This window comes from Shewanella sp. VB17, from assembly GCF_013248905.1.
Taxonomy (GTDB): Bacteria; Pseudomonadota; Gammaproteobacteria; order Enterobacterales; family Shewanellaceae; genus Shewanella.
The window spans coordinates 977,688-991,244 of the sequence record NZ_JABRVS010000001.1; the positions used below are offsets into that span (position 1 = coordinate 977,688).

Annotated in this window: 9 protein-coding genes; 7 read left to right on the plus strand and 2 right to left on the minus strand. The window is 40.3% G+C overall.

Features of this window, described 5'->3' with window-relative positions:
* The first annotated feature begins 11 nt into the window (after nucleotides 1-11).
* The 7 genes from pepB (at nucleotide 12) to HQQ94_RS04170 (ending at nucleotide 9,473) form a co-directional block, all read left to right on the plus strand.
* Nucleotides 12-1,292 carry an aminopeptidase PepB gene (gene pepB / locus HQQ94_RS04140; protein ID WP_173293227.1) on the plus strand — a complete coding sequence of 427 codons (1,281 nt, stop codon included), beginning with the start codon at nucleotides 12-14 and terminating at the stop codon, nucleotides 1,290-1,292.
* Nucleotides 1,293-1,450: 158 nt separating this feature from the next.
* Nucleotides 1,451-3,994, plus strand: coding sequence for an ATP-dependent helicase HrpB (gene hrpB, locus HQQ94_RS04145; RefSeq protein WP_173296510.1), 2,544 nt, complete (start codon nucleotides 1,451-1,453; stop codon nucleotides 3,992-3,994).
* 87 nt (nucleotides 3,995-4,081) lie between these two features.
* The gene (mrcB, locus tag HQQ94_RS04150; RefSeq protein ID WP_173293228.1) at nucleotides 4,082-6,442 is read left to right on the plus strand and encodes a penicillin-binding protein 1B; all 2,361 of its coding nucleotides are present in this window, start codon (nucleotides 4,082-4,084) and stop codon (nucleotides 6,440-6,442) included.
* A gap of 24 nt (nucleotides 6,443-6,466) precedes the next feature.
* Nucleotides 6,467-6,823, plus strand: a complete 357-nt coding sequence (locus tag HQQ94_RS04155) for a 5-carboxymethyl-2-hydroxymuconate Delta-isomerase (protein WP_173293229.1) — start codon at nucleotides 6,467-6,469, stop codon at nucleotides 6,821-6,823.
* A gap of 415 nt (nucleotides 6,824-7,238) precedes the next feature.
* Entirely contained in the window at nucleotides 7,239-7,700 is a 462-nt protein-coding gene (locus tag HQQ94_RS04160) for a DUF6174 domain-containing protein (protein ID WP_173293230.1), read from the plus strand.
* Nucleotides 7,701-8,213: 513 nt separating this feature from the next.
* A complete protein-coding gene (locus HQQ94_RS04165) occupies nucleotides 8,214-8,609 on the plus strand; it encodes an H-NS family nucleoid-associated regulatory protein (RefSeq protein WP_173293231.1) in 396 nt (131 codons plus the stop codon).
* A gap of 471 nt (nucleotides 8,610-9,080) precedes the next feature.
* Entirely contained in the window at nucleotides 9,081-9,473 is a 393-nt protein-coding gene (locus HQQ94_RS04170) for a hypothetical protein (protein WP_173293232.1), read from the plus strand.
* A 211-nt stretch (nucleotides 9,474-9,684) separates the two neighbouring features.
* Here the strand turns inward: HQQ94_RS04170 and HQQ94_RS04175 are convergent, their stop codons facing one another.
* Both HQQ94_RS04175 and HQQ94_RS04180 read right to left on the minus strand, forming a co-directional pair.
* Nucleotides 9,685-11,928 (minus strand): peptidase U32 family protein, encoded by a 2,244-nt coding sequence (locus HQQ94_RS04175; protein ID WP_173293233.1) that lies wholly within the window; start codon nucleotides 11,926-11,928, stop codon nucleotides 9,685-9,687.
* A 504-nt stretch (nucleotides 11,929-12,432) separates the two neighbouring features.
* Nucleotides 12,433-13,442 (minus strand): IS630 family transposase gene (locus tag HQQ94_RS04180; RefSeq protein WP_173293234.1). Its coding sequence is split into 2 segments (ribosomal slippage): nucleotides 12,433-13,050 and nucleotides 13,053-13,442, totalling 1,008 coding nucleotides; the frame shifts between segments, so codons are not numbered across the junction.
* Nucleotides 13,443-13,557: the final 115 nt, after the last annotated feature.

Genomic DNA, 13,557 nt, shown 5'->3' on the forward strand with positions numbered 1-13,557 from the left:
AAGGAAACAATATGACTGATTTAATGGTATTAACGCTTACGAAAAAGGCGCCAGCAGCTCACTGGGGCAATGCAGATGTCACTTTTGAAAATAATCAAGCTGTGATACATCTTAAAGAAGGTGATCAACTGCGTCAAATTCAACAAGCCGCACGTAAGCTAAGAAGCCAAGGGTTAATGAAATTGTCTTTAGAGGGTGAACGATGGGATTTGGATTCTCAATGGTCACTAGCGCAAGGGTTTGCGACCGCGAAATCTATGCCTGAAATTATCTGGACAGGAGATGAGGCGACTCAGATAGCGTTGACTCATCGCTTATCAAGTGCAAGTTTTGCCCGCTATTTAGTCAATGAAACTCCTGAAAACCTTGCACCAGTTAAACTGGCAATTTTAGCAGCACACTGGTTGTCAGAGTTAGGTGGTGACAAGGTGAGTTATCGTATTATTGAAGGGGATCAGCTCTTAGAGGAGAACTGGCAGGGTATTCATGCGGTAGGCCGTGGTAGTGCACGGCCACCAGCGATGTTAGAACTTGATTATAATCCTTTGGAGGGTGATGCCTCTGTATCTGTTGCACTTGTGGGTAAAGGCATTACGTTTGACTCTGGTGGTTACAGTATTAAACCATCAGAAGGTATGTTAGGCATGAAGTGTGATATGGGCGGTGCGGCAACGGTTACTGCGGCCCTTGGTTTAGCGATTAAACAAGGGCTGAATAAACGCATTAAGCTGTTTCTGTGTTGCGCAGAAAATTTAATCAGTGGTAACGCTTATAAACTGGGTGACATCATCACTTACAAAAATGGGGTGACAGTAGAAGTGGTCAACACAGATGCAGAGGGGCGTTTGGTGTTAGCTGATGGTTTGCAAGCTGCATGTGAAACGGGGGCGAAATTGGTCATTGATGCCGCGACCTTAACGGGCGCGGCTGTGATGGCAGTCGGCACCAATTACAATGCTATTTTCTCTCCTAAGAGTGAAGTGTTGCTTAAAGCTCAGACTAAAGCCGCAGAGGTGGGTGAACGGGTGTGGCCACTGCCTTTAGAGTCTTGGCATCGAGATATGTGCCCATCTGCCTATGCCGATACGGCTAACAGTCGTGCAATGAAAGGCGGTGGTGCGGGTGGTGCTTCTAACGCAGCGGGGTTTTTATGGCGTTTTGTTTCACCGGAGGTGAATTGGTTGCATATGGATTTGGCATCGGCCTTTGCCGATCAACCCAATTCGCTTTGGGCCGCGGGTGGGACGACCCATGGTATGCTTACCATCACAGCGTTATTGCAAGATTCTTAAGCCCTAGATTTACTTTTTTGACCGCTCTTGTTGGCGATAAAGACGAGCTAAAAGCGGCGTGAATACGCCGCTTTTAGATCTAGGAGTGTACTTGTCCACTCACCCATCAATGTATTTCACTTGCCTTGCAATCCTAGTACACTGAGCTCAAAGTGTTAATGAGATACGCCCCCTTGGAACTGTTACCTGTACTTAGCCTGCTTACACCATTAAGAGAGGCGTTTAGTCTACACAATCAAGTCATATTAGAGGCGCCTACAGGTGCAGGAAAGTCCACAGCTCTTCCTTTAGCTATGCTGGATTGGGGCGAGATTAAGGGCAAAATCTTGATGTTAGAGCCCAGACGAGTTGCTGCTAGGAACGTTGCCCATTATATTGCCAGCCAACGAGGTTGCAAAGTGGGTGAAGAGGTGGGTTTTCGGGTTCGTGGTGAGTCTCGTAGTCAAGTATCGACTCGTTTAGAGATCGTCACCGAAGGTATTTTAACGCGAATGATCCAGCATGATCCTGAGTTAAATGGGATCGAGATGATTATTTTCGATGAGATCCATGAGCGGCATTTAACCACTGATCTTGGTTTAGCTTTAGCGTTGGAAATCCAGGAGTCGTTGCGAGAAAACCTTAAGATTTTGGCGATGTCAGCAACCCTCTCTGGTTTACCTTTAAGCCAGATTATGCCTGAGGCTATTTTGCTCAAAAGTGAGGGACGTAGCTTTCCTGTTGAATTAGGGTATAAGGCACTTCCTTCTGTACAGCACCATCGCTCATCGTATCAATGGGTTGAGCATATGGGCAGGTGCATCGTCGATATGCTTGCAGATGACAGTCAGCTAACTCAATATTCCAAAGGTTCTTTGCTTGCCTTTCTTCCTGGTCAAGGTGAGATCATGAAGTTGCAAGCATTTTTAACCACTCGCCTCGATCTCAGTCAATTTTCTATCTGCCCACTTTATGGCAGTTTACCCCCTAAAGACCAAGACAGAGCGATTGCCGCGGCGGTTGATGGCAAACGTAAATTGGTGTTGTCAACCAATGTTGCTGAGTCGAGCTTGACAATAGAAGGGGTCACTATGGTGGTTGATTCAGGTTATAAGCGTCAGGCCAGCTTTAATGCCAAAACTGGCGCGACTCGCTTATCGCTGAAGCGCATAAGTCAGGCCTCTGCGGAGCAACGTTGTGGCCGTGCTGGTCGTTTGGCGCCGGGTTATTGCCTACGTATGTGGAGTCAGGAGGAGCAAGGACGATTACTTAAAGCTGATGAGCCGGAAATACTGCATGCTGATCTTGTCCCTATGGTGCTCGATTGCGCTTATTGGGGAGTTAAATCGCTCAGTGAATTACCCTTGCTCACACCAGCGTCTAAAGCGAATGAAAAGGCAGCTTGGAATTTGCTTGAACTACTTGATATTATAGATAAAAAAAGAAAGATAACTCAACATGGACGTCAGGCTTACACACTTGGCTGCCACCCTAGATTGGCACATATGTTACTCAAGGCTAAATACCTTTCTCAGGGTTCTGGGGCAAAGGAGCTTATCGGCCTTGCTTGTATTCTGGCTGGCATAGTGGAGTCTCGGACCCGTGGTCGTCATGGTATCGATATTGTTGGTTACTTGAGGGAGGCTATTCAAGGTGAGTCGGGTCTGCAGATCAGGCAGTGGATGAAGAGACTTAAAGTCAATGTTGAGCTATCCGCATGTATTGCACATGCTTCCAATGATGATATTGCTTTTTTACTTGCGCTTGCATTCCCAGATAGAGTGGCTAAAAACCGGGGTGTTTCGGGGTACTTACTCGCTAATGGTACCGGGGTGAGCTTACCAGAACATGATGCTTTATCTTCGGTAGATTGGCTGGTGGTGGCTGACTTTCAGGAAAATGCAGGCAAAAGCAGTGGACGAGTGTATTTGGCAGCTCAAATCGATGCCGAGGCATTTAAACAGAGATTAGCGTTTTTGGTTTGTCAGCAGTCGCACTGTGGGTGGGACGAGGTTAAGGGACGTTTTTACGCTGAAATTCAACAGCGTATAGGTGAGATAGTATTAAGTAAATCCGCTGTAAGTAAGCCAGATCCTGAGCAAATTAAATCGGCTATTATTGAGCAAATTCACCATAAAGGTCTTGGCCTATTAAGGATGGATGAGAAGGTTGTACAATTACAAAATCGACTTCAATTAGCATCGAAACTCGATACTGAATATCACTGGCCGGATATCAGCGATGATGGCCTTACCGATACTCTAGAAGATTGGCTAGGTCCTTATTTAACTGATGTCAGAAGCTTGTCACAATTGAAGTCGCTAGACTGTTATACTCTGCTGCTAAATCGGCTCAACTGGAGTGAGCAGCAGCGTCTTGATAAGCAATTTCCTTGTTATTGGGCTATGGCGACAGGGACTCAAGCAAAGGTAACTTATGACGGAGAGCGAGCTTTGTTGAGTGTGCGCCTTCAGGAGGCGTTAGGTATGGCGCAAAGTCCCATTTTGGCTAATGGTAAGTTAACCGTTATCATGGAACTACTTTCCCCTGCTCGTCGGCCTCTGGCATTGACTGCCGATTTATCCAGTTTCTGGCAAGGACCTTATGTTGAGGTAAAAAAGGAGATGAAAGGTCGGTACCCTAAGCACCTTTGGCCTGATGATCCAGCGAATACCTTGCCGACTCGATTTACCAAGAAAAAAACGCTAAATAATAAAGGCTAGCAAAAGAAAATCAAGCGACACAATGATGAGTTTTTTTACAATACAGGCAAGTTGCCTTGATTCTACAATACGTTTTTTGGAATGACAATGACAAGTAAAGATACATCAAATAAGAACACTAGAAAGACCACAGTGTCTAAATCTCGGGCAAAAAAAACACCCACGAAACGTACTGCAAAAATGACGAGAAAATCATCAGGACTCATGGCAAAGATCTGGTCAATGAGTTGGAAGTTGGGGCTTGTTTTCTTAGCAGGCTCATTGATTTATAGCATTTATTTGGATCAGATCATTGCACGTAAATTTGAAGGGCAAAAATGGCACTTGCCAGCTCAAGTATTCAGTCGTTCTATGGCACTTTATCCTGGTGTCGCCGTGAGTCATGCACAGTTGATCGCTGAGTTGAAATTATTGGGCTACCGTAAAGTGGCTAATCCAAGACAGGTGGGTGAGTTCTCTGCGTCTAAAACAAGAGTGGATTTATGGCGTCGCCCTTTTCTGCATCCCCAGGGATCTCAGGTTTCACAGAGAGTCATGATAACCTTCGACTCACAAGGTGTAAGCTCAGTAGCAAGAGAGTCTGATAAGCGTCAATTGGCGGTGTTTCATCTTGAGCCAGTGCTGCTTGATCGTATCATCACCGGTGATGGAGAAGATCGTTTATTCGTGCCAAAAGATAAAATGCCGAAGCTTATTATTGACTCACTGATTTTAGTCGAAGACCGTAATTTTTATGAACATCATGGCGTGAGTCCCTTTGCCATTATGCGTGCCGCAATGGTGAATATTGGTGCTGGCCGAACGGTGCAAGGGGGATCGACATTAACTCAACAGCTTGCGAAGAATTTTTTTCTTTCCAGTGAACGCTCTTTAGTGCGTAAAATAAGAGAAGCTTTGATGGCGCTTATTATTGATTTTCGCTATGGAAAAGATGAAATATTAGAAGCTTATTTAAATGAAGTGTATATGGGACAAGATAAGGCTCGTGGTGTGCACGGCATGGGATTAGCTTCTCAGTTTTACTTCGGTCGTCCAATTGCTGAACTAACGCTACCTCAACAAGCATTCCTTGTCGCTGTCATTAAAGGCCCCTCCTATTACAACCCTTGGCGCTACGCTGAGCGGGCAACAAATCGTCGTGATTTAGTGTTACGTCTCTTAATGGAGGACGACAAGCTGAGTGTGGAGCAATATACTGCAGCGGTGGAGTCTCCCTTAGGTTTAAGGAGTGTTGATAAGCCTGTGCACCAAAAGTTACCTGCTTTTTTTGCTGTGGTAAAACATGAGCTTAATCGACGTTTTGGCGACTCTTTGTTGAAACAGTCAGGGATTAAGGTTTACACCACGTTAGATCCAATGGCTCAAGAAGCTGCTGAAAAAGCGGTGAAAAAAACCATGGCCCGCCTTGGGAAAAATGATAAAAATTTACAGGTTGGCATGGTGATAACCGATAAATATTCTGCAGGGATAGCGGCGATGGTTAGTGATAAAGTACCAAGCTATAAAGGGTACAATAGAGCGGTTGAGATTAGACGGCCAATTGGTTCATTAATTAAGCCTTTTGTCTATGCTACGGCCTTAGCTCAGCCGGCTAAATATACATTGGCGACCCCATTAAGAGATCAAGCTATTACGTTAAATAATGGCCAAGGTAAAACCTGGTCACCTCAGAATGTCGATAAAAAATTCAGAGGAGAGGTGCCATTACTTACAGCTTTTAAAAAGTCTATCAATGTACCAACTGTCAATTTAGGTATGGAGATAGGGGTCAGTAGTGTTGCGACGACCTTGGATAAGGCAGGATGGAGAGATACCATTTCAGAGTATCCCTCAATGCTATTAGGTGCTGTTAGTGGGTCGCCTTTGATGGTGGCTCAGGTGTATCAAACAATTGCAGATAATGGACGTTATAGGAAGCTTTCATCTGTGACTGCGGTATTGAATATGGACAACGAGCCTTTACCTGTATCTCGGATAGAGCAGGAGCAAGCATTGAAACCCAGTACGACATATTTGGTGCAATATGGGATGCAGCAAGTGGTCAACTCTGGTACGGCATCTCGACTTGGGCGTGCATTCCCTCATACTAAACTGGCTGGAAAAACTGGCACAAGTAATAACTCTCGAGATTCATGGTTTGCAGGGTTTGATGAGCGTAACGTCGCCGCGATTTGGGTAGGGCGTGATGATAATGGCAAAACAGGGCTCTATGGTAGTAGTGGCGCAATGGCTGTTTATCAAGATTTCCTTGGTATTCGCCCACCGATAAGTTTAAGAACTACGCCAGTAAGTGGTGTTGTCAATGGGTATTTCGACAACACGACAGGCGTTGCAAAGCAAGCTGGCTGTAGCAATGTAATGGCACTTCCTGCATTAGAAGCCAGCTATCATCCAGCTAAAAACTGTGGTGAGCCACTTTCATGGTGGCAGCAGTTTACTGGTGGCTAATTTTATCAATATAAGGATGTTATTTTGCCTCATTGTATCGTTGAGTATTCAACAGATTTAGAAGAACGTTTTAATCCTTCTGTTTTAGTCGATCTCGTGTATCAAGGGGCCTTTAGTTCTAAGCTCTTTGAGGGGCCAGATATAAAAATAAGAGCGCTGCCTTATGTTTATTATCAAACGGGAGAAAGAAAACAGGCATTTATTCATGTTTCCATACGCTTATTGGAGGGGAGAACTCAAGATAAAAAAATGAAGTTATCAAATCTAGTATTGGAAAAATTAACTTTACTAGATTTAGAGCAAACATCCTTAACGGTCGAGATCATCGATATTGAAAGAGCAAGTTATGCTAAAAAATTAGTAGAGGATACTTTTTTATAAATAAAAAATGGCTGTTATTCTTCCTATAAGATCCAGCCATTTGCTAATAACTGCCTTGATGTAAGCTTGAACTAAGACTGAAGTTATCCGATATTTTGTTCTATTTTTGAACTGCATAAATATAAAAATTATCAATCTTCATGGCTAACTTTCTATATATGCTCATTATTATTAATAATGATGAGTCTTAACCTTTTTAATTATTAGTCCTGATACTCTAGAAAAAGTCAGGAAGAACTAATGTTTTAATACTTTTTTATTAAATAACATGTTGATATAAGGTTTTGGGTATGTAGTTGTTGTGTTATCGATGTTGGTGCGTGTACACTCGATTTGTTGCAAATTTAAAATATTAGAAGGTTTTTTTTGAAAATCCTTCTTTATATATGCTAATTATCGAGTATTGGAAGTTAATATGAAAAAAGCGTTATTTATAGGCTTGTTATTACAAGTTAGCTCAGTGTCTGCAGAAGCCTTCCCACAAGATTTTACCAAAGACTTTACTCCTCAGGTTTATGGCGCATATTCTCAGTGGTATAAAGAGGGAACTGTTAATTATGGCTATGATTTCAAGCGTTCTTGCTACTGTCAAGATTCGGGTACAGTTTATCGCATCACTGTCATTAATAATAAAGTCGTCAGTGCTTTTAATGTAGATACTGATGTTGAAGTAGAGGATAATTACCTTGCTTCGTTTAAAACAATAGAAATGTTATTTTCAGAATTGATGCAGGCAAATAATACTGCTCATATAATTAATTCTAGTTTTGATTATGAGTATGGTTATCCCAAAAGTGTATTTATTGACATGGATCCTCGTATGGCTGATGAGGAAATCAGTTACACCATCGAGGGAATGTATCCTATTCTTTTTTAATGACTAAAAAATATAGCATAATGTTCATTATGCTATATAGCTAAACTGCCTAAAGATGAAAAACCAATCATATTTAGGTAGTTTTAGTGTATTGTCATTAGTTTAGATGATGTTATTAATGAAATGAGGACTTATACTATTCTATAGTCTTTATGCTCTATTATGATATCAAAGTTTAAAATTATTGCTGCAATTATAAATCTGCTCGAATTTTCTTTGATTAAAGTGAAAATCATACTTTATGGTATCATTCCTTCTAAAGGGGATTGTACGTTTTAGAGGATAAAAATTGGTAATTTATAACCGAAACAGAGGGAGCTGAAGCATGAAGAAGGTAATGATATGGCATGATGTAATAGTGAACTATATCAAATAATTAACTACTAACTGAATATAAAGCAGCCCCTTATCTTACTAGGGTTAGTAACTGTTATTTAACTGGCATTTTTTGCCTCGCTTGAGTTAATCATATCGCCCTAATTTATTGTTTACCCATTTTACGAGGAAAACCTTTTGTCTGAATTTATTAAAACTCTTATGCATGGACGTCGATTTAAAACTGCGGTTCAAGATCTTCCCCTTGAAGAGTTAAAAACCTTTGGGATTAAGCTCACAGAGCTTATTGCTGCTCGCCAGAAACAAGTCGATAAAGAGCTGGTTATCAATGCTGAACGTAAGGAGAAAATAGAAGCCATACGTTTGCAAATGGCAGAGTTAGGATTATTTATTGAAGATATAGGTATGACTTCAGATACTAAAGCGGTGAAAATAAAACGGGCACCTCGTCCAGCAAAGTATAAAATCAATTCAGGTGGAGAGCCATTAACGTGGACTGGACAAGGCCGAATGCCTACAGTTTTCAAAAATGCGCTTGAAGCAGGAAAGTCGCTAAATGATTTTTTAATTTAGCTTTATTTATGATTGAATCAAATCACTCTAAGGTGGAGTGATTTTATTTTATAAATAGAACAGCATACAAATTCAGTGTACTTAATTTTTGATTACTATACTTAAGATTAATTTATTATTTTAAATACAGATTAAAATTGAGTATGAAACATCTTTTCATCCCATGTATTCACAGTATAAATCTAATTAAAGTTGATTAAATATATAGTTATTCACTAAAAGTGAAATTGTATTTTTAAATGGTGCTATCCTGCGTAACAAAATGATACAAGTATATATTCTTGTGTTACTATAGTGTTTTACTACATAAGTAATACACAGTGTTGCTTTGTTTTAATTAAATATCATTGATGTTTACTTGTTATTTATTTGTTGTGTTGTTAGCTTTTTATTAACTATAGGTATTTATTTAAGTGACTATAATTAATAATTTGATGTTATTCTTACAAATATAAGTGAAGTGAGGTTTTTGTGGGTAAATATCATTTACTGATTACTGTGATTTTGACTTGTATTGTGATGCCAGCCCTCAGCACAGAGACTACATCAGTATACTGCGCTAAGCCTGATGCTAGTTGTTGGGTTTGGTTACTAAATAGTTCAAATGATTATATTCAAGTGGAAGGTACATGGGGGAGAGAGTCTTTATCTAATAGTATTTATTTTAACTATTTTACTATTTCAGAACAGAATTATAAAATGGTAAGTGCTAAATGTCCTGTCGGTTTTGTTGCCCAACCAGGCAATCCCAATTCTAGTTATTGGGATGTATTTAAAATAATGCAAGAAAATGGCATAGCTGTTATTGCAGATGGGACGCAGACTATCCATAATATAACAGATCTCCAGACGCGAATATTTTGAATTTTGAAGGAATATTGTGCATTGATTAGCAGTGATTGAGAACCTTCAATTTTCTCTATCACTGCTGTGTTTTGCTATTCTACATCAGTTTTTAAATAGGTACATAGAAGCGCGCTTCGGATACATTAGTCAATAAGATTAAACCCACCGACAGTAAAGTCGGCATAATAGCTTGAGTGTCTATTTGGTATAGGTTTTACTATCGCTAATATTAGAGCCCCTGACTGTACTGGGCATGGGTCGAGACCGTCACCATGGCATCGAGCTGTATTTTTGCCTCGCTGTCACCCTTGATTAGTTTTTCAAAATGACGAATTAATTCCGTTTTATCTAATTCCGCCTTGGATCCCGAGCCGATATTGGTCAAATCGATAAAGAATTCATCGAACAGGTGTGAAAAGTCTTCGATGACATTCATATTTAAAAACTGCTCATGGTTATAGATGCTGGGATAACCGCCTTTTTGCTTATCGACGGCAAAAGAGATGCCTTTGACATTCGTAATTGTGGTCGCTTTTTCACATTTGAGCATACAGCCATCTTCGATACTGGGCTTATTACAGCCGACAGTTTGCTGAAAGAAGCATTGTCTGCTGGTCATCATCAGAATGGGGTGGTAGATACTGTAGAGCAACTTAAAATTTTCTGGTCGTGCGATATTTTTGATTTGATTTTGGTTTATCTCATTGGAGATAAACGCACCGGAGCAGTTCAATTCTTCCTGTAAGGTTAATAGCGCATGAGAGTTAGTCGTATTTAAAAAAGGCCCAGCGATCCAGTCGATGTTCATTTCAAATGCCTTGTATGCCACGCCAGTATTGTTGGTGACGATTCGTACCGGCTTGACTTGCTCAAGAATTTTTACCGCCTCGATATAGTCCTTACCGATGAGTACGGCAGGAAACCAAGGGATTAATCTTGGGTTTCTTAATAAAATATCAATGTATTTAGTACAATTCTTTTTAAAACTTTCAGGTAATTTAAAATAGATGTCTGCGTCGGTGATATCAGCAAGGTGCAGGTCTTTCTCATCACTTATTAGTATCGATAGTGTGGGTGTCTCTGTCAGCTTGCTATGTTTGGTCAGCGTTGGCAGACTGACTGCTGGGATCACTCTCACTTTATCATTCAGTAGAAAAGCGACCTGATTTTTAATGCGAGTAAGTTCCTTAAATGGGATGCTAAGGCCAGCTTCAAGGTCGCAAAAATCGAATGCTTGTAAGGAATATTTGCCCTGTTGTAGGCTTTTAAAGCGCTTTTCGATGGCGCTTTTATCCACTGATGTTTGCTCTGATGCGATAAGCGGCATTTCAGAATGTACGCAAAAATTATGCTTGTTTGTGGTGACATTGACTGTTAGTGGTTTGCCGGCTTGCCCGCTAAAATGTATGGTTAATGTTTGCTTGGCGATGCTTAAGTGCTTAATTTTTTCAACTACATGTGCACCGATGGCATTTTTTTCTTCTGAAAGTCCTTGTTGAACTTGCTGGATCTGCACCACAGAAATGGCATTATGTTCATCGTTGGCATGTTTAAAACTGTTATCTCTGGGATTATCGATAAACATGTTTTTGGTGAGGTTGCCTTTTAAAAAAGAATTGGTGAAGTCACGGTTAAAAACTTTATAAAGTTGCGTATTGTCGGATAGTAACTGGCCGGTTTCGATAAATCGATCTATCTGCTTACGCCAGCTATCTACCACGGTATGGACATATTGAGCACCTTTAATACGCCCCTCTATTTTTAATGAATCGACACCAGCATCGACTAATTCAGGTAGGTCGAAATAGGCTGAGTTATCTTTTAGGTTTAATGGGAACTTGTTGCCTGCGGCGGTGATTTCATACTCATCCCGACAAGCTTGGCTGCATCGACCGCGATTGCCTGAGTTACCGACACTGACAGAGCTTGAATAACACTGACCAGAGAAGGCGATACACAGTGCACCATGGACAAATACTTCGGTGAGTACGTCATGCTCATGGGCGAGTGTAGTGAGACTCTTAATTTCGCTCAAGTTTAATTCACGTGATAGATTGACGCGAGTGGCGCCAATTTTAGCTAAAAAGCGTATTTGCCCTGGGTTATGGGTGGTGAGCTGAGTTGAGGCGTGCACGGCTAGACTAGGGAAATATTTTTTGACCAAATTAAATATGCCCAAGTCCTGCACGATAATGCCATCTATGCCGATATTAACGATTTGATTAAGTAGCTTAATTAAACCAGTAAACTCTTGTTCTAGGATCACGATATTCATGGTGAGAAAGACTTCACACTGATATTGATGTGCTAGCCCAATGACCCCGATCAAGTCATCGAATGAGAGATTGGTCGCCCGATTACGGGCATTGAATGTATCTAGACCACAATAGACGGCATTTGCACCTGCAACAATCGCGGCTTTGATTGCATCGACATCCCCACCAGGTGCCAATAATTCAATTTTTCTACTCATTACGTTATTACTCATTTTATTGCTTAGTTAAATTTTCGATGAGGATCCTACCACAAGCGTTAGCACCAGCATAAATTAGATTTCACTATCAATAATCGTAAGTGGATGTAAGAAAATACAGCATACCTTGTGTGGCGCTTTGTCGTTAGAAGAGAATTAATAATGGGGATAACGAAGGATGTCTGCGGTTGTTTCTTAACTATGCCAGCTCATGTTTATATGTTGTCAGTATCACTAGGAGCTAATGTCAGTTATACATTTTATAGCCGAAAAAGACTAGTTTACACATTTTTTATCTGGTACCTTTCTTCGGCTGTCTGTTATTTGTACAGGTCTACCTTGGTAGATGATATATGAGCCTGCACAGATCTTTAATTGATACCCAAAATGTGTTGGTTATCCTTGGCCTCTAGATAGAGCACACCAAAGAGAATGATAAATTTACTAAGCGTGATCATAAAATAACTGCAGTCATATTATAACAATAATAGGAGTCATAAGTGCTTAACTAAAAGTTATCGAATATTTAGACTGATAATTATCCAGTATGTCTTTCACACTATTTTTTAGCGTCTCAAACGTGATAAAAGCATGGCAAGATAGCCATTCATATTTGATCTTTTTCCAGAGTATTTCAATGATATTGAGTTCGGGAGAATAAGCAGGTAAATACATAATGACAAGCCCTTTTAGTAACCATTCATAGCACTTTTCTTTAAAACGCTTAGCGCGATGAAATGAATCATTATCAAGGTAGATAATCGTTAATTTATCAAGACGTTTAGTCGATATGAAGTGCTCAAAAGCTTCTATAACAACCTCGGTATTCACTTTACTTTCAGTGGTATGGTAAACAAGTGTTCCTTTTCTACTTAAAAAACCAAGTACATTAAGCCTCTTGCTATGAGAGTATGAAGGCATCACTAACGGCTCTCCTTTTGGAGACCAAGCGCTGGGTAAGTTTGACTTCTGGCTAAAGCCAGACTCATCAAAATAAAAGAGCTCAATTCTCCCAGCCTCTTCAGCTGTAATGAGGTCTGCTAATGTTTGCTGACAATCTAAAAAGTCTGATTCATAACGTTGATTTTTTAGGCTATGTCTGGCACGTTTATAGCTATAATTGAATTTTTTTTTAATGTTCTTTTTATCGTTGATTTACTGACATTCTTGCCTGTTTCTGATGCCATTATCGCCTGAGCTCGTTTAAGTTGATAAGGCTCATCATCGACCCACTCTTTTAACTGTAAGTTTTCAGCTTCATTATAGATTTCTGGTCGTCCAGTTCGCTTACCGTCATAAAGAAAGCTGATCCCCAAATCAAACCATAGATCTATCCATCCAGATACGGTGCTGGGTTTTACCAATAATATTTGTGCAATTTGCTTGAGACTGAATCCATGATAACTACTCAATATTGCATGAGCACGCGTTCTACAGCGATGTTTAGGATGATTTTTGAATGCTTCTTCCAGCGTAGTGAACTCATGTTCTAACAGTGATCTAACTTGTTTCATATAAAAAATAATGAGTAAATTCAGTCAGTAGTTATACGTAAATCGTAATTTTGATGCAAGATTAAAAGTATAAAAAATCAGTGTTTAAATAACGTTCTAATTAGTGGTAATTTTA

Excerpts from the sequence above, each read along its gene's own strand:
- pepB (WP_173293227.1), top strand. The coding sequence starts at position 12 with ATGACTGATTTAATGGTATTAACGCTTACGAAAAAGGCGCCAGCAGCT.
- hrpB (WP_173296510.1), top strand. The coding sequence starts at position 1,451 with ATGAGATACGCCCCCTTGGAACTGTTACCTGTACTTAGCCTGCTTACA.
- mrcB (WP_173293228.1), top strand. The coding sequence starts at position 4,082 with ATGACAAGTAAAGATACATCAAATAAGAACACTAGAAAGACCACAGTG.
- HQQ94_RS04160 (WP_173293230.1), top strand. The coding sequence starts at position 7,239 with ATGAAAAAAGCGTTATTTATAGGCTTGTTATTACAAGTTAGCTCAGTG.
- HQQ94_RS04175 (WP_173293233.1), bottom strand. The coding sequence starts at position 11,928 with ATGAGTAGAAAAATTGAATTATTGGCACCTGGTGGGGATGTCGATGCA.